The organism is Rhizobium sp. 62_C5_N11_2, assembly GCF_051811185.1.
Taxonomy (GTDB): Bacteria; Pseudomonadota; Alphaproteobacteria; order Rhizobiales; family Rhizobiaceae; genus Rhizobium; species Rhizobium leguminosarum.
Genome location: NZ_JBPWPW010000002.1, coordinates 451,925 through 469,184 on the forward strand (window position 1 = coordinate 451,925; position 17,260 = coordinate 469,184).

At 56.8% G+C, this 17,260-nt stretch carries 15 protein-coding genes and 3 pseudogenes; 4 read left to right on the forward strand and 14 right to left on the reverse strand.

Annotation, left to right across the window (positions count from 1 at the left end; translation table 11 throughout):
* The first annotated feature begins 126 nt into the window (after positions 1-126).
* Positions 127-1,080, forward strand: coding sequence for a LysR family transcriptional regulator (locus AB8B31_RS25635; protein ID WP_011654687.1), 954 nt, complete (start codon positions 127-129; stop codon positions 1,078-1,080).
* A 64-nt stretch (positions 1,081-1,144) separates the two neighbouring features.
* Here AB8B31_RS25635 and AB8B31_RS25640 read toward each other — a convergent pair whose 3' ends face one another.
* The 12 genes and pseudogenes from AB8B31_RS25640 to AB8B31_RS25695 form a co-directional block, all read right to left on the reverse strand.
* Positions 1,145-1,612, reverse strand: a complete 468-nt coding sequence (locus AB8B31_RS25640) for a RidA family protein (protein ID WP_026264766.1) — start codon at positions 1,610-1,612, stop codon at positions 1,145-1,147.
* A 77-nt stretch (positions 1,613-1,689) separates the two neighbouring features.
* A complete protein-coding gene (locus AB8B31_RS25645; protein WP_011654689.1) occupies positions 1,690-2,493 on the reverse strand; it encodes an amino acid ABC transporter ATP-binding protein in 804 nt (267 codons plus the stop codon).
* Complete coding sequence (locus AB8B31_RS25650; RefSeq protein ID WP_011654690.1) at positions 2,490-3,431, reverse strand: amino acid ABC transporter permease; 942 nt, start codon at positions 3,429-3,431, stop codon at positions 2,490-2,492. Before AB8B31_RS25650 ends, AB8B31_RS25645 begins: the two co-directional genes overlap by 4 nt.
* A 433-nt stretch (positions 3,432-3,864) precedes the next feature.
* Positions 3,865-4,082: pseudogene (locus tag AB8B31_RS25655) on the reverse strand (IS110 family transposase); the annotation flags it as partial.
* A gap of 487 nt (positions 4,083-4,569) precedes the next feature.
* A complete protein-coding gene (locus tag AB8B31_RS25660; protein WP_439007560.1) occupies positions 4,570-5,061 on the reverse strand; it encodes an Lrp/AsnC family transcriptional regulator in 492 nt (163 codons plus the stop codon).
* Positions 5,058-5,864, reverse strand: a complete 807-nt coding sequence (locus AB8B31_RS25665) for a homoserine kinase (protein WP_011654694.1) — start codon at positions 5,862-5,864, stop codon at positions 5,058-5,060. Before AB8B31_RS25665 ends, AB8B31_RS25660 begins: the two co-directional genes overlap by 4 nt.
* A pseudogene (locus AB8B31_RS25670) lies at positions 5,848-6,741 on the reverse strand (lyase family protein); the annotation flags it as partial. The gene AB8B31_RS25665 and the pseudogene AB8B31_RS25670, both read right to left, overlap by 17 nt.
* 6 nt (positions 6,742-6,747) lie before the next feature.
* Positions 6,748-6,900, reverse strand: a pseudogene (locus AB8B31_RS25675) (dihydrodipicolinate synthase family protein); the annotation flags it as partial.
* Positions 6,901-6,945: 45 nt separating this feature from the next.
* Positions 6,946-8,364 carry an aldehyde dehydrogenase family protein gene (locus AB8B31_RS25680; RefSeq protein ID WP_032984729.1) on the reverse strand — a complete coding sequence of 473 codons (1,419 nt, stop codon included), beginning with the start codon at positions 8,362-8,364 and terminating at the stop codon, positions 6,946-6,948.
* Positions 8,361-9,422 (reverse strand): homoserine dehydrogenase, encoded by a 1,062-nt coding sequence (locus AB8B31_RS25685; protein WP_011654697.1) that lies wholly within the window; start codon positions 9,420-9,422, stop codon positions 8,361-8,363. The genes AB8B31_RS25680 and AB8B31_RS25685 overlap by 4 nt, the downstream gene beginning before the upstream one ends.
* A 1,174-nt stretch (positions 9,423-10,596) precedes the next feature.
* On the reverse strand, positions 10,597-11,802 hold the full coding sequence (locus AB8B31_RS25690) for an aminotransferase class V-fold PLP-dependent enzyme (protein ID WP_011654699.1): 1,206 nt from the start codon (positions 11,800-11,802) through the stop codon (positions 10,597-10,599).
* Positions 11,803-11,964: 162 nt separating this feature from the next.
* The gene (locus AB8B31_RS25695) at positions 11,965-12,885 is read right to left on the reverse strand and encodes a LysR family transcriptional regulator (RefSeq protein ID WP_018517308.1); all 921 of its coding nucleotides are present in this window, start codon (positions 12,883-12,885) and stop codon (positions 11,965-11,967) included.
* A 179-nt stretch (positions 12,886-13,064) separates the two neighbouring features.
* Between AB8B31_RS25695 and AB8B31_RS25700 the strand changes: the two genes are divergently transcribed.
* From AB8B31_RS25700 to AB8B31_RS25710, 3 genes are all read left to right on the forward strand, one after another.
* Positions 13,065-13,448 (forward strand): RidA family protein, encoded by a 384-nt coding sequence (locus AB8B31_RS25700; protein ID WP_439007590.1) that lies wholly within the window; start codon positions 13,065-13,067, stop codon positions 13,446-13,448.
* 64 nt (positions 13,449-13,512) lie between these two features.
* Positions 13,513-14,532: a carbon-nitrogen hydrolase family protein gene (locus AB8B31_RS25705; protein WP_439007561.1), complete on the forward strand. Its 1,020-nt coding sequence runs from the start codon at positions 13,513-13,515 to the stop codon at positions 14,530-14,532.
* A 4-nt stretch (positions 14,533-14,536) separates the two neighbouring features.
* Complete coding sequence (locus AB8B31_RS25710) at positions 14,537-15,523, forward strand: molybdopterin-dependent oxidoreductase (protein WP_018517311.1); 987 nt, start codon at positions 14,537-14,539, stop codon at positions 15,521-15,523.
* Between the two features lie 520 nt (positions 15,524-16,043).
* On the opposite strand, the gene AB8B31_RS25715 is transcribed toward AB8B31_RS25710, so the two are convergent.
* Complete coding sequence (locus tag AB8B31_RS25715) at positions 16,044-16,184, reverse strand: hypothetical protein (protein ID WP_439007562.1); 141 nt, start codon at positions 16,182-16,184, stop codon at positions 16,044-16,046.
* Positions 16,177-17,160 (reverse strand): sugar-binding transcriptional regulator, encoded by a 984-nt coding sequence (locus AB8B31_RS25720; RefSeq protein WP_011654705.1) that lies wholly within the window; start codon positions 17,158-17,160, stop codon positions 16,177-16,179. Before AB8B31_RS25720 ends, AB8B31_RS25715 begins: the two co-directional genes overlap by 8 nt.
* Positions 17,161-17,260: the final 100 nt, after the last annotated feature.

A 17,260-nucleotide genomic window follows, 5' to 3' on the forward strand; every position in this document is an offset into this window, starting at 1 on the left:
AAGGAAGCACATCCTGGACAGTGAATCGAATTGAAAAGATGCATTGACAATATGAGCTGCGTTCATGATCTTCTGCGGACCGCCGATATCTTTTGACGGCGAGCAAAAGCACCCGAGGGTCCCGATATGGCCGAGTTCTCTTTGAACCAAATCGATCTCAACCTCCTAAGGACCTTCGACGTCCTCATGCGGGAGCGGAGTGTGACCAGGGCTGCAGACAGACTTGGGCGCACCCAGTCAGCCATAAGCCATTCACTGGGCAGGCTTCGCGACGTGTTTAAAGACGACCTCTTCACCCGAGAAGCGGGGATCATGGAGCCGACCGCACGGGCGAAAGAATTGGCGGAGGTCATTTCCCAGGCCCTGCACGAAATTCGGGTGGCGGTGGACCGACACCTCAATTTCGATCCGACGACCACCTCTAGAAATTTTCGGATTGGCCTTTCGGACTATACGGCCGTCACCTACTTGCCCGAACTGATCGAGAATTTCTCGATGCTCGCGCCCAATGCTTCGTTGAATGTGGTCCACGCCAGGGAACCCGACGCACTCGGATCGTTGAAGAACCGCGAAGTGGAATGCGCGGTGCTTGGCAACCCCAAGCTCGATGCCGAGCACTTCGAGGTCGTGGAGCTTTCGAGGGATCGGATGGTTTGTGCTGGATGGACTGGAAATCCGGCGATGGCCGACATGTCGCTGGATCGTTACCTCGCGTCGCCGCACCTTCAGATATCCGCGGACGGCATCGCAGCCGGCGTCGCGGACATAACCTTGCAGAAGCTCGGCCTTCATCGAAAAGTGGTTGCAACGATACCGCACTATCTCGTTGCTCCATGGGTCATTAAAGGCACGGAGCTGATTTCGGCGTTCGGTGACGGCGTGTTGCTGGCACTCTCTGAAGAAAGCGAGACAGCGATCGTTCCTCCGCCGCTCGAACTTCCCGATGTCACTATTTCGTTAATCTTCGATAGATCGAATGAACTAGACCCCGGGCATGTGTGGTTCCGGAACCTGATCAAAGACGTGTCTGACAGGCAGAGGACGCTCAAACAAGGCGTCTATGAACGACTGGAGCTTTGAACGCGCCTGCGGTCTGAAAAGCCGCGTTTGCGACAAACCGCCGAAGGGGGCATGCAGGCATTTGTCAGTCTAGCTCGAACAGGGCTTCGACCTCGACTGCGGCCTGCAATGGCAGGGAAGAAACCCCGACGGTGCTCCGCGCGTGCCGCCCTTGCTCGCCGAAAATCTCAACGATGACGTCCGAGGCACCGTTCATGACGCGAGCGTGCTCGGAAAACGCAGACGTCGCAGCGATGAACCCACCCAGTCGAACGACCCTCTTGATCTTGTCCAGGCTTCCAAGGCTGGCTCTAGCTTGAGCTATGACATTGATCGCAGCGGCCCGAGCAGCTCGTATTCCGTCTTCGACAGAGACGTTTTCCCCGAGCGATCCCAACGCCACGAGTGTGCCGCCGGGAGACACGCAAAGCTGCCCTGAAATGAACAGGAGGTTCCCGACTTGATGAGTCGCGACGTAGTTCGCGACCGATCCGGGCGGTTTCGGGAGATCGATGGCCAGTTCTATGATGCGCTGCTCGAAAGAAGAGTTCATTGGCAAGTCCTGTCCTTCAGCTTCTGTGGCTGTGGATAGATGAATTTCGGAGGGCGGTCCGGGAGTTTTTCCGCGCGTCAGAGGACGCGCGCCAAAAACTCACGTGTTCGGGGAGACTGCGGGTTGGCAATCATCTCTCGCGGGTTGCCGGATTCGACGACAAGCCCGCCGTCCATGAAAATAAGCTGATCGGCAACCTCGCGGGCGAACCCGATTTCATGCGTCACGACTACCATGGTTATTCCCTCGCGCGCCAGACTCTTCATCACCTCGAGCACCTCGCCCACGAGCTCTGGATCGAGTGCGGATGTCGGCTCGTCAAAAAGCAAGACCTTTGGGTTCATCGCGAGCGCCCGTGCGATAGCCACGCGCTGTTGCTGGCCGCCCGACAACTGCCTCGGGTAAGCGTCCCTCTTTTCGGCAAGGCCCACCCGTTTGAGAAGTTCAATCGCCTTTGCCGTCGCCTGCGCAACCGGCTCCCGCTTCACGCGTAAAGGAGCCTCCATAAGATTTTCGATCACGGTCATGTGAGGAAACAAGTTGAACTGCTGGAAAACCATTCCGATCTCGGCCCTGCGCTGGCATATCGCGCTCGGCGGCAGTTCGTAGAGTTTGTTGCCTTCTAGGCGATAGCCAACGAAGTCTCCGTCGACGAGCATCAACCCGCCATTGATTTCCTCGAGGTGATTGATGCAGCGCAGGAATGTGCTCTTTCCCGATCCTGAAGGGCCGATGATGCAAGCGACCGAGCCGGACGGCACCGTGAGGTCCACGCCTTTGAGCACCTCGAGATGGCCGTAGGATTTGCGGATGCCTTTGGCATGTACCATCGTCGTAGATGCGATCCCGAAGCGCTCGTGATGTGTGCCGGGTGCAGTCATGCCAGCGCCTCCTTCCGACCGATCTTGGCCAGGTTCCCGAGTATTGCCCTCGTGATTCCGGGATTGATGCGATGCTCGTCGCGGCTGAAATGTTTTTCCAGGTAGAACTGACCGCCAGACATGATCGAGACTACGGCGAGGTACCAGAAAGACACAACAAGGAGCAGAGGGATGGTCTCGAACGTCCGGGCATAGATGGACTGGGCCGAGTACAGCAGATCGCCCACAGCGATGATACTGACCAGAGAGGTCGTCTTGAGAAGGTTGATCGTCTCGTTTCCGGTCGGCGGAATGATTATTCTCATCGCTTGGGGAAGGACAATCCTCCTCAGCGCCAGGCTAGGATTCATCCCAAGACATGCCGACGCCTCGTACTGGCCCTTGTTGACCGACTTCAATCCGCTCCTGACGATTTCGGCCATATATCCCGCTTCATGAAGCGAGAGTGCGACGATGGCCGAGACCAGTGGGGTCATGATGTCATTTGTAGACACCGAATACACTGTGCCGACCCCCGGCAGCCAAAGCGTGATATCTTTGACGACGATCGACAGATTGTACCAGATGATCAACTGGACGAGAGCTGGAGTGCCTCGGAAGAACCAGACGAAGGCCGCAGCGGGCACAGAAAGCAGCTTGCTCGGAGACAGCATCATCAATGCGGCGATGGTTCCCCCGAGAGTGGCTAGGGCCATCACGACCGCTGTGATTAGAACGGTTTGCCAAAGACCATCGAGTATGAGTGGGTTGAACAGATATTGCGCGACGATGGGCCACTGAAACTCGGGATTGGAAATTGCTGACCTGATCATGCCGGCGACCGACACTAAGACCAAGGCGACGGCCACCCACCTCCAAGGGTGTCGCAGTGGAACGATGGTCAGTTGTTCCGGGTCGATCTTGTCGGCCGATCTCCTTGTGGATTGACTACCAGTCATACTCGCCTCCGCTTGACTAGATGGGCACATTCAGTTCCCGATATCTGGGTTGTCCCCCGATTAGCGCGGTCACCCACGTCTCGAAAATTTTGATCTCGCCTCCCTTCGTTGTGAGGCCCGACGGTGCATTCAATCAAATTAATAATTCGCATCGTGAAAATGCACGCGGTGCATGAGGATTAGAAACGTGGCGGGACCACCCGCAGGCCAATCCTCAAAGGCAAGGGGCTCGCCCTTAAAACGGGCGAAAAAGCTGCGACGCCGCGTCTTGCGGGTTCGTTACGATTCAGGGATTCCGTCTGGGCATCATGTCCTCGCTCAAAATACGAGGACAAATTGCCAGATCGGTGCTCACGAAAAATCGATCTAAATCTGACGCGACTTTTGTCCGCGACTTAGTGAAATCGCCGTCCCGAACTTTGTGCAACCCGCAATCCTTGCGAAGCGGCTGATAGCCAGTGACGCCCTGGGGCGAAGAGCAGACCCTTGCGCGATTGACATGCCTTACCCGTTCCGCAATCAACACTTCCCCGCAAATGCGACTCCGATCTTCATCGTCTGGGCCCGGCGTTTTGACCATTGCGCATACACGTGGCTCGCCGCGCTTGAACGCAAGCAGTGCTCGGAGCAGGCCTCACCATCAATCTTATCGTCAAGGCGGCTCGTTCACGTCCATGAGGCGCTGTCGAAGGAGACTTGTATTTTCCGCTGCGGCCTTCTGGTGCTTCCTCTTATCGACTTCTCGTGCTTCCTCTTATCGACTTCTCGGAGTCCCGTCGTGATGGTAGACCGATCTGCGACTGGTTGTTGGCGCGGCCTGCCGGTTCCACACGTCGATCTCGCAGGCGGCCGCGTCGTATAGACCACCGCCCGCGGCAAACACCCTTGCTCCCGTCAGCCCTCAACCCATCTCTCACATATTGACGTAGCCGGAAAAAAGGTCCTCCGCGATTGCCACTGGAGGCGTTTCCCCACATCGTTGAGTGGAAACGCCGGGTCAGAAAACCGGCGGGGTCGCGGCATCCATACGATCTGATGCCGGGTACAATGCGCTTTCACATGCGCCGATCTCGGCCGTTCGGTAGAAGTTCGACTGCATTGGTCGGTGCACGCATGTTTCGCAGTTTCTTAACAGGGCTCATAAAGGCTCATTGGAAGCTGCCGGATTTTGGCCGCGGCGAACCTCATCCCTCCGCACAACGGAGGAAAGAGCGAATGCCGTAAGGGTGTCCCGTACGCCCGGGAGCTCGGATATCAGCTGCCAGATCTGGCGAATTCGATCGGCTCGCGGAGATTCCACTCTGACGACGAGATCGAAATCGCCCGTCATCACATCGCAAGCGACGACCTCGGGAATTGTCCGCAGAGCTTGGATGATCTCGCCACCCCTCATACGGTCCTGGCGGTAGACAAACATCAATGCGGTGGTGATCGGGCTATCGTCTCCGCCATCCCCAGTGACGATCGTGTAACCCTTGATGAAGCCCTCGCGTTCTAGCCGTTCTATCCGAACGCGAACAGCATTACGGGACAGATTGACCTTGCTCGATAGCTCAGCGTGAGAGGCCCGTGCGTTGGTCCGCAGCGCGCTTAGGATTTGTTCGTCGATGCGGTCGAGAAGATATCTCATGCCCGACAGGCCGGTTGCCGGGCAACTTGGCCAAATCCCGAAGATTCAAATGCGCGTACAGCCGCCTCAAGCATATAAATCTTTTCCTTTTTGCTAGCATAGTGTCTGGCGGCGGATGCGAGGACGAACGCGGGAAGTGCTTTCTTTTCCGCCTCAGTCAGCTGTCTTACACTCTCATAGCCTGCCAAGATGGCCCGGGCTTTCTGTTCGTCCAGCTCTCCAGCCGGCTGGCTCGCCCAGCTAATGAGAACGTCCGCAATCTCAGAAATCAGCACGTCATCGTGCCGGAGCCGGAAGTTAATCACACCGCTGACGTTCTCTCCGAGGAAGAAGACATTGGAAGGTACCAGGGCTCCATGCAGGGCACCCGTTGGCAGCTCATCCAGAGAATGTTTTCGGCCCCCTTGCAGGATCACGTGGATCCGCGCCATGAGGCGGCCGAGATTTTCGCTCTTTTCTGGCGTTGGATTGTTTGTCGATGATCCCGCTACAAAGCTCACGATGGCAACAAGGCGACCGGCGGCCTGGAAGGTGGCGTCGCCATCAACCGTCCGCGTCGGTTTAGGACATGGAATACCCCTGTTGTTCAGCTTCTCCATCGTTGCGAACGCGCGTTCCAGATCCAGCGGCTCGGCGCCGTTTTCGAAAAGCGTGACGATGAATTCACCGCCCGCTGTCCGGAAAAGATAGGTCGTTTCCCTGTCACCGTCGGCAATACCGATCACCGACGACAACGATGTCATACCGTAGGCTGCGGCTATCGAGTTTCGGTCTTCGTCGGATATTTCAGTGAAAACGGCCATCTTTCCCCTCCGTCCAACCACTTCTTGAGAAATTCGCAAACTCCGCGGTATCTCCATAAATCTGATGAACCTGGCTTTCCGTCAGACCTCTTTCTTCTTCGACAACATCTCGTAAGTTTCTCTTTTCGACCAGCGCCTTTTTGGTTAGATCTGCCGCTTTGCTGTATCCGATCAACTTCGCCAGCGGCTTAGCAAGAACGATAGATTGGTCGAGCAACGCCTGGCAACGATCGACGTCAACTTCGATGCCATCGATGCAGCGTTCCATTAAGATCACCATGCCTCTGGTTAGCATGCGCATCGACTGCAGGATATTCAAAACGATGACCGGCTCCATCGCGTTCAGCTGCAGTTGACCGGCACTGGCGGCGAGCGTCACCGTAAGATCATTGCCGATAACCTGAAAGCTAATCTGGTTCATCATCTCCGGGATGAAGGGATTGCCCTTGCCAGGCATGATCGACGAGCCGGCTTGGACCGGCGGCAAGCGGATCTCTCCTAGACCGCCACGGGGACCGCTACTCAACAGCCGAAGGTCGTTGCAAATCTTCGTCAGGTTGAAGGCAATGCCTTCAAGCACGAAGGAGACGAACCCGCCCGTGTCCGATGTGGCTTCGATGAAGTTGCGGGCCGGAATTAACCGGTAGCCGGATTTCTGGGACAGGTGATCGCATACCGCCTGCGCGAAGCCTGAGGGTACGTTTATTGCCGTGCCGCTCGCCGAACCGCAGAGGTTTATCTCCTTAAGAAGCTTAGAGGCGTACTGGACTTGAACGATATCCTCGTCAATGAATTCAGCAAACGCTTCGAATTCCTTCCCCGCGGTCACGGGCGCAGCGTCTTGCAACTGTGTCCGGCCGACTTTCACAGAACTCGCGGCATGACTGAGCGTCGGACTTTCCCCCGTCGTTCCGCACGGAACAAGGCCGAAGGACCCTTCGTCGATCTGCCATTCGATGAGATCGCGCAGCGCGCCCTCATCCACATGGCCATCAGCAAATGGCGTGACAGGCGCAGTGATAGAACCCTTGAACATTGTTTACCCCGACATTGCTGATGGCATTGAGCGTGGAAAGAGCTGTTAAGGCTTCAACCGGTTGATGCACACGACCTTCGGCTGGGTCATGTCCTCATAGGCAAACCGCACACCCTCGCGGCCCATGCTGCCATATTTGAAGCCGCCAAACGGCATTGCATCGAACCGGTAGTCGGAGGAGTCGTTGACCATGACGCCACCGGCCTCGATCTTGCTTGCAGTTTCGAGCGCCGCTTCGAGGTCATTGGTAAAAATGGCGGCGTGAAGGCTGTAGTCAGGGCCGTTTGCAAGACCGATTGCATCAGCCAATCCATCGAAGGGCTGAAGAATGACGATCGGCGCGAATACTTCTTCGCCCCACACGTCGCAGGATATCGGAACATCCTCCAGGACGGTCGGCGGGTAGAGATTGCCGGCTGGCCTATGGCCGCAAAGCAATGTCGCGCCGGCAGCGAGCGCCCGTTCGACCATTGCGATCGCTCTGCTGACAGCCTTTTCGGAGATCAACGGGCCGACATCGGTATCGGCATCCAAGGGATTGCCAGTCTTGAGCTTCTTGGTATCTGCGACGAATTTTGCCTTGAATTGCTGATAGATCGGCCGCTGGATCAGAATTCGCTGCGTGCCAATGCAGTTCTGACCGGCCGCCCAGTAGGCTCCGGATACGCAGGCCTCGACGGCCGCATCGAAGTTGCAATTTTCCATAACGATGACAGGCGCATTGCCGCCGAGATCCATGGCAAGTTTTTTGAGGCCCGCGGTCTTGGCAATCGCTTCACCGGTGGCAAAGCCGCCAGTAAACGAGATCATGCGAACGTCTCTCGCCGCAACAAGAGCCTTTCCAAGCTCAGGGCCACCGATCGCAACCGTTATAATCTCTTCAGGTAGACCGCTTTCGATCATGACCTCGACGAGCTTGACGGCAGAGAGTGGGGTAAACTCGGACGGCTTCAAAAGCACTGCGTTGCCACCGGCAATCGCGGGACCGAGTTTGTGGGCAACGAGGTTGAGTGGGTCGTTGTAGGGCGTGATGGCAGCAATAATCCCCAGCGGTTCTCTCGTATACCAACCCTGGCGAGACTCCGAGCCCGCGTAAGCATCGAACGGGATGACTTCGCCCGCATTGCGTTTGGCCTCGTCGGCGGACAGCTTGAGCGTATTGACGCACCGGATTGTCTCTTTGCGGGCCTGCGTAATCGTCTTGCCCGCCTCTTTGGCGATCAGGAGCGCGAACTCCTCCCGCGAGGCCTCGATTGCTGCTGCGGCCGTTTCAAGGATCGCCGACCGCTTGTGACGGGGCAGGGTTCTGGCAATCTGCGCGCCGCGCCTGGCTCGCTCAAGGAGCGCATCCACGCTTGCAGCACAGGTCTCCACAACTGTTCCGACCAGCGTACCGTCGAAGGGGCTGGTGACGGCAATTTCTTCGAGGCCTGTCGCTTGGGTGAGTGCAAGGTTGTGCATCATGCAGCTTCCTTAGCGGTGGAAGAAGCGCCCGCGGAATGAATGGCGACGATATCGGAAAGAAGAGCATATGCAGTTTCGATGCGGCCAGCGCCAGGTCCGGTGATCGTCACGGCGCCCAGCAGTTCGGTGTCGAGTGAGACTGCATTAGTGGCGCCGTTGACGCCTGCCAGCGGATGATCGAGGCCAAGCCGTTTGGGGGAAACACTGCCGGTCACACTGCCGTCGTCATTGCGGACCGCAGCCCCGATGAGCTTCCAGCGGCTGTTTGCCTTGGCGGCTTCCTCGATGTCGGAGAGTGAAAGACCGGAGACGCCCTTGCAGCTTATATCCTCAGGCTTGAGATTCGCGCCAAGCAGTTCGTTTGCCAGGATGACAACCTTCAGACGAACGTCGAAACCTTCCACATCTGCGGTCGGGTCGGCTTCGGCATAACCGAGTTTCTGTGCTTCCTTGACGGCGGAGGCGAAATCCAGACCGCTTTCCATGCGACCGAGGACGAAGTTGGATGTGCCGTTGAGGATCCCCTCGAAGCCCTTCAATTCGGCGCCGGCAAGGGTTCTTTCCGCCATGCGAATAACAGGTGTGCCGCTCATCACGGCGCCTTCGTACTCGAAGCGCACGCCGTTGGTTTTTGCGAACGCCTTGAGCGCTGGGGCAGCGATGGCTACAGGGCCTTTGTTGGTGGTTACCACGTGTTTGCCGGTCTCAAGTGCCCACCTGCAATGCGAGACGGCGGGTTCGCCATCCTTGGGATTGGTGTACGTTGCCTCGACTACGATGTCTGCCGGCGCCGTCTTGATGATGGTCTCGTTGTCAGCTTCAGCACTTCCACCCGAAAGTTGTCCGAAGCCACCCTTTTCGAACTTCGCGTCGACCAGAGTTTTTGCATCAAGACCATTTGGCGAGATTACCGAACCCAAATAGAGGTCGCTCACAGCGACAATATTCAGGCGGAAGCCAAGGTCGCGTTCCCAGAGCTGGTTCTTGGCGGCGATGAGTTCAGTCAGGGCGCGATTGACGCCGCCAAATCCGATCAGAGCGATATTGTAAATTGTCATAACGATCCTCCGTGAAGTTTATGGCGTAATCATAGGATGCGAAACGATCCACCGGAACGTGGCAAACGAGCCAAAGGGCAGCGCACTTTGCTCAATTTGCTGCCGCGCTGGTCAGGTCCTTGAGAGTTTCATCACGGGCATCCCGGACACGATCAAAGCGCCGTCTGCCAGACGCATAGGTGATGCTTGTTCTCCAAGGATCGTCGTTCCGAGCAGGCACGATCTCGCCGGCTGTAATTGGAGCCGGCAATGCCGTACACGATGCAGGCGACCAAATGGGGCCGCAAATTTGCGTTGTATGTTCGGTTCGCTAAACGGACTGGGAACTTGAATTGCCGGTAGAAAGCCATCCGGACTTGATGAGTCCGGGCAAGCCGCGGTGCGCGTGGCCATCTCCTCGACCCAGCGGCCACGCTTTCCAAGCGTGGCCGTCGCCGCCATCGATGAGGCGGTTGGCCCTGACTTTCCGACCATCATTAGCGTAAGCCAGTGGAAGCAGCAGGATTCCGCGGCACGGCTATGCGAGACCAGCGCTGATGCACATTTGTTGCTGCCGTTGGTGGACGCTGGGTAGATCTCCTACATCACCTGCAGCGGCGTTTCTGAAACCGGACTTTCCTGCGATCGATATCGAGAAAGGCGTAAACCTCGGCGGACGCGGCCGAGAACTCACCCGTGCTACAACATTGGCGGGGTCTTATTCGGCTTCGACGCAGACTTCCTGAACGCCTTTACAGGTCAAGGGGCGGAGACAAGGGCTAGAAAGATTGATCGGAACGAGCGCGACGAGTGCGATTTAATCGCCGTTGACAGAGCTCTGACTAGCGATCAGGCGAGTGTGGACCCTGCGACGCTGCGGCCCTTTCTGAACTCGTAAATTTTAAATATCACGGTGGAAGTGATGATATTCGCTTGCCTGCTATCTTTCTCGCGCGATACATTACGACGCCACCACCAACCCTGAAGTCGCGAACTGCCACTTCTCCGACATGTACCCCCGAAGCCGGTGTGGGTGGCGCCAGAGGCACTCTTTTAAGGCCAGGATGAACAAAACGACGATGAAGTCTGCTCGCCGCCTAGATGGGACGTTGCCCGTGTTCCCGCGAAGAAGCCTCACCAATAGCCGAACAAAATGGCATTATTGGTATCCAGTTGATCCAGTCGCGCCGATCAGTTACGCGGCAATACCAGCAATTGCCTCTAGGAATGCCTCAATTTCCTCCTCCGAATTGTAATAATGTGGGGAAGCTCGCACCACCGGCGGGAGTTGTCGCGTATACGCGTCCACGGGTGTACTAGAGGGCGGGGAAACCGAGACGTTGATTCCCTTGCCAGCCAGATAGGCCATGACGGCTGGCGAATCCCAGCCGTTAACGGTGAATGAGATGATGGACGCGAGCGGCGCCCCAAGATCATGTACGGATACGGCACGCATCCCCCTCAGACCTTCCCGAAGCCTTGAAGAAAGGTGACTGCAGCGCGCTTCGATGTTTTCGAGCCCTATTTCGAGCGCGTAATCCACTGCTGCCCGCAAGCCGAGACGAACCGAACAGTTCTTTTCCCACGTTTCAAAACGCCTGGCATCAGGTCGCAACTCGTATCGATCGGGTGCGGTCCAGGGCGCGCCGTAGAGATCGATCATCGCTGGCTCGATCTTCTCCAGAACTGATTTTCGCATGTACATGAAACCCGTTCCCCGCGGCGCACGGAGAAACTTCCTGCCGGTAGCGGTGAGGATGTCGCAGCCGAGAGCATTCACATCGATCGGCGTTTGACCCGCAGCTTGGCAGGCGTCGAGCAGATAGAGAATGCCGTTGTCTCGCGCTATTCGACCGATCGCTGCTGCTGGATTGATAAGCCCGCCGTTCGTCGGGATCCAAGTGACCGCTATCAATCGAACGCGCTCATCAATCATTTTCGTCAGCGCGTCCGGATCAAGGACGCCAGAGGCGTCATTCGGAATGACTTCGATCGATACGCCGGTGCGCTTGGCAACCTGCAGAAAGGCCACGTAGTTGGCCGCAAATTCGGCACTTGCCGTCAGAATCCTGTCTCCAGGTCCAAAAGAAAGGGAATAGAAGGCGCGCTGCCAGGCGATCGTCGCGTTTTCAGCTATCGCTATCTCGTCGCGAGCGCAGTTTACGAAAGTGGCCAAGCTGTCATAGGCTCCCTCCAACAGCGAGTTGGCCTCCGCTGCTGCCTCGTAGCCACCGATTTCGCCCTCCCGGCTCAGGTACCCAATCACTGCGTCAATCACCGGACTCGGCATCAGCGCCGCCCCAGCATTGTTGAGGTGGTTTCTGTTTCTTGTGCCGGGAGTATCAGCACGCAGGCGAGGAAGGTCCAAAGCCTTGCGGGCGTCGCGGTTGATTTGCGACATGAGGAGTTCCTTCCTTTAATCTAGCCACCCATCTTGTTGACGCAATCAAAACTGCGGCGGAAGCCGATACTTTTGCAACCTACTGTGCAGATTTGAACGGCGTGGCGTGACCCGGCGCCAGTTAACAGGCCAGCCTGCTCGGCGGGCAGCAACGTGCGCCTTTCACCGTGACCAGGGTACGTTTCCCAGAAGGCGTTGTTCGTCCCGACGAACCAGCGCTTTCACGAACTGCTTTACGGCTCTCACTCTCGGCAGATAAGCTAGGTCCTGATGTGCCGACATCCAGATCTCACGTTCGCCGCTCAACTCTTCAAGCACTGGAATGAGCCCGAGTTTCAGACTGCGTGCGAATTCAGGAAGCGCTACAATTCCTGCGCCCGCAGACGCCGCGAACATCTGCGACATCATGCTGTTTGAGCTGAACGCCATCGTTGGGGCGGGTACGAGTTCCTCTAGCCATAGAACGCTTTCGAGCTGAACTAGCTCTTCGATATAGCCGACAAAGCGGTGCTCGCGAAGATCCGCCGCTTGAGAGGGAACGCCATTGCGTTCCAGATAGGCCTGCGAAGCGAATAGGCCAGTCTTGAAGCGTCCGATCAGCTGACTGTCGAGAGCAGTTCCATGTGGCTTGAAGAAGCTTAGGAAAAGATCTGCCTCCCGGCGAGCGACCCGAACGGTTTGCGGCGATGTCACAAGCTCGATGTCAAGATCAGGGTACCGACTACTGAGTTCAACGAGGCGCTCGGAGAGATAAAGCGTTGCGATGCCCTCCATGGTGGCTAATCTGACCGTACCGCGTACCTCGTCTCGATTGCTCACGTCGCTGCGAAGCGCATTCACCCCATTCTCGATTTCCTCCGCTCGCCGCATCGTAACAAGCCCGGCTGGGGTCAGCAGAAGTCCATCCCTGGTCCTTTCGACGAGTGCGCCGCCAACCGTGTATTCCAGGCGAGCAAGCCGACGGGAAACAGTGGAGTGGCTGACTTTCAGTTCCCGGGCGGCTCCGGTCACGCTCTTGCACCGTACGACGATGAGGAAAAGTTTGAGATCGTCCCAGTCAAGATGATCGATTGCAGTCGCCATGCGACCCTCCGTCTATTTTTGCACAGAGTAGTGCATCCAATTCGGGTTGGCGCACAAATTCGTTTTGATAGTTTCGAGCGGGCTGCAAAGGCGAACATGCAGCATATCATGACGCAAACCACTTGCGGATATGCTGGTCGCCAGCAGGTCGCGCTGCTTAACCTGCCTTGGGAGAAACCATGTCTAGACGAACTGTGAATGCTTCGAACGCTGCGGCAGTAGGACCATATTCGCACGCGACATGGGCCGGCGACCTGTTATTTTGCTCGGGCCAGACGCCGCTCGATTCCAGCACCGGCAACCTTGTCGACGGAACCGTCGCCGATCAGACACGCCAGTGTTTCGATAATCTGTTTGAAGTTCTTGAAGCAGCAGGCTTGGGGTCGGATGATGTCGTATCCGTCAACGTTTATCTCACCGACATGGACGACTTTGGTCAGATGAATGAGATTTACGCCACACGTTTTTCATCGCCCTATCCTGCCCGCACCACAATCGGCTGCGCCAGCTTGCCGCTGGGTGCACGCATTGAAATCGGTCTAACGGCAAAACGGCAATCGTGACCCGGTCATTGGCGAGCTTGTCGAAATGGCTAGTCGCCAAAACTTCATGAGTAGAGGAATGTCGATGGGAAACATGAATTTCAAAGCCGCCGCTGCTCATGTCGCCCCGGTTTGTCTTGATCCGGTGGCGAGCGCGGAGAAAGCTTGTTCGGTAATTGCAGAGGCTGCTCGAAATGGCGCATCACTTGTGGTTTTTTCAGAGAGCTTTCTTCCCGGGTTTCCCGTCTGGGCGGCACTTTACCCACCCATTCAATCGCACGGACATTTCAAACGCTTCCTGAACGCCTCGGTATATGTGGATGGGCCAGAAATTGAGCGTGTGCGCAAAGCTGCGTCCGATAACAGTGTATTCGTTTCAATCGGTTTCTCCGAGCGCAACCCGGCAAGTGTTGGAGGACTGTGGAATAGCAATGTCTTGATTTCCGATACAGGCGAAATCCTCATCCATCATCGGAAGCTGGTCGCAACGTTTTTCGAGAAACTGGTTTGGGATCCGGGCGATGGCGCGGGTCTGGTCGTCGCAAATACAAGAATAGGCCGTATCGGCGGTCTCATCTGCGGGGAAAACACAAATCCACTCGCGCGCTACAGTCTGATGACGCAGGCCGAACAGGTTCATATAAGTAGCTATCCGCCGATCTGGCCCACTCGTGTTCCAACGGAGAGCGATAACTACGATAACAGGGCGGCCAACCGCATTCGGGCCTCAGCCCATTGTTTCGAGGCCAAGTGCTTCGGCATCGTTGTCGCCGGTCGGTTGGATGAAAGCGCACGCAGATCTATTGCTTTGGATGATCCTGCGATCGCAGCGATCATAGATGCCAGTCCGCGGGCCAGCAGCTTTTTCCTCGGACCGACTGGAGCGCCATTTGGTGACGAAATGATTGATGAAGGTATCGGCTATGCCCATATCGATCTGGACGAGTGTGTTGAACCGAAACGATTTCACGACGTCGTTGCTGGTTACAACCGCTTTGATATATTCGACGTCACTGTCAATCGGACACGCCGCAAACCGATCCGGTTCCAAGAAGGCCGGGAGGAAAATGGAACCCGCCTCGATGCACCGGCCCTAGAGGAGTAAGGCGATGACGCGGACGGGTATGCACATGATAAAGAAGGGTTTCTCCTTTCAAGGTCCGGCAGAAGGGGTTCATGCCCTTAACTCCTGGATCACCCCGGAGGACGATCTTTTTCTGGTCACGCATATGGGGTTTCTGAACATCGACCCCGACCATTGGCATCTGGATGTCGATGGCCTCGTGGGCACTCCAACGAGGTTGCGTCTCTCGGATCTTCAAGCGATGCCTCAGCGCGAGTACATGTCATTTCACGAATGCGCTGGAAGTCCGCTTGCCCCGACAGTCGCCAGGCGCAGGATCGGAAATGTGGTTTGGAAAGGCGTGCCGCTGTCGCTTGTTCTGGAACGTGCAAAGATCAGCACCGATGCGTCATATGTATGGACTTCCGGCCTCGAGTGGGGCGAATACGCCGAAATTGAAGAAGCCTATCAAAAAGACCTGCCTATCGAGAAAGCACTCGCGGAAGAGGTTCTTCTTGCACTTGAGATCAACGGCCGGCCGCTCACTCCGGAGCGTGGAGGTCCGGTTCGACTGGTTGTGCCGGGTTGGTATGGCACGAATTCCGTAAAGTGGGTTGGTTCCATCACGGCCGCGAACCGGCGCGCAAGCGGCGCCTATACGACGCGGTTCTATAATGACCCCACCGCGTCGGGAACGAAGCCGGTTTGGGACGTGACCCCGGAGTCCGTTATCGTATCGCCGTCCCCAAATGATCTGCTGTCAGCGGACATGCCAACGAAAATATGGGGCTGGGCTTGGGGAGATCGCCAGATCTCTAGCGTCGAGGTCAGCGTGGACGGTGGAGGCTCATGGCGGACTGCCTCAGTAGGGCCGCGCGAGGGAAGAAGTTGGCAGCGGTTCGAGTTGACTTGGTCGCCGGAGCCAGGCCCCCACCTCCTGTTATGTCGCTGCAAAAACGAGCTTGGGGAAGAACAGCCGGTATCTGATGCGAGAAACGCGGTGCACTCGGTTCAAGTTCAAGTTGATTTCTAGTGCCCCGCTTCTACAGCAATCAGGAGGTGACACGGCACCACGATTTTTCCGATGCAACCGATGCCGATCTCGCCATTTATCGCGGAGAGATCTCTTCGGTTGTCCAACTCCTCATCGCACCCACGATTGCAAGCTTGGCGATTGGAAATCGGCACGCCTTCTGGGTTAGCGCTGCGACCCGTTCTCAAGCGAGCCCAGGCACGAAAAACTAAGGTCCACATGAACATTTAGGAGAAGTGCGTTCCGGCTCGTTGAGTCCTGCTTCAGAAAGATCGCTTTTCATGCGGGCGGAGTGCCGAACCCACTTCGACTCCTAAGCGATCGAAGCACGCATCATCTTGTCGTTCAGTGTTTGGGCCAAGTCGGCCGAGAGGCAGCCGAACCTACAGGCCGCGGACCAGATCTCGCCCGGCGCCAGGATGGGGACATTGTTTTCCTGCTTTTCCTTTAAGATAACCCTCGATCCCCGAGGCGCACGGCAGCGCCAGGCCCAGTGCGTTCTGGTCCGGGGTGCAGGACATCAGCGCACGGCCCTCGGCAGCTCGGCCATCCGGAAGCCCATAGGGTCGGCCACGCCGTCACTGTGGTTTTGGAGCGATTCGGCCCAGCCGTCGTTCTTGGCGGCGAACTGGAAAAAACGGCGACGAAAATTATCAATCAACCCTCGGACTTCTGAGCAAGCTGAGCATCTGACGCGCAGCGCTTTCATCAGTCACCAAAGTATTGCAGCCGATTCGCCTGATAGCTGCCAAGATTGCGGCGGCTCGTTGTTCTCCCCCCGATGCGATAACCACGTGCCGTGCGCGTCTCACTGTATCGAGATCGACTGACATCACCCGATCGTTTACCGGATGGTCCACCGTGCGGCCGTCTCGATCAAGAAAATTGCACAGAACATCGCACATTGCTCCCTTGCCGATGAGCGTCTCCAACTCCTCTGGCGCAAGAGATGCGACCGACAGCGATGTTGAATGGGTGCCGATATCGCCGACGCTCACCAGTGCAATGTCCAGATCGGCGGACAGCTTCATGATCCGATTCAAGCCGCACTTTTCGATTAGGCGTTCTTTGGTGTCGGGAGAGTCAACCAGCAGCGGCGCCATCAAAAGAAAACATTGCGCCCCGAGTTGATTGGCGAGCTGCCAGGTAAAATCGATCGGGTTTTCATGCTGGGCTTCCACTGTACCTCCAAGCAGAGACACAATTTTTACCCCTTCGCGCCGCAGCGGGCGAAAACTCGAAAGCGCGGCACTGAGTGTTCGTCCCCAGCCAACCCCGATCGTCGCGTTGTTGGGAATGGTGTCGGAAAGAAACTGACCCAGCGCTTGCCCAACGGCCCGGGCCGTTCCGTCGACATCTTTCGCCGGCGGCGTGACGATCACTTCGTCGAGATTGAGCGCGGCTTCCAGCTCAGATGCCAGCTCCAACTCGCTTGCGGCCTGCTTCACCCAAATCTGGATTTCGCCCCGCTTCAGCGCCTCATCGAGGAGCTTAACGATTGTGCTGCGGCTGACCCCCAGTTTTGCGGCGACTTCGTTTTGGGTAAGTTTCTGATTGTAATAAAGAAAAGCTGCCTTCAACCTGAGGCTTTCAGCGTCCAGCAAGCTGGTGGGGGGCATCCTTGTCAGTTTTGTCATCCAATCCGCCCCTCCGAAAGTGTCGGCAGCCCATAATTCTACCAACTTGGATAATCGTTGCGCCCACGATGCGAACGGCGCCCGAATCCGTTCGCAGATC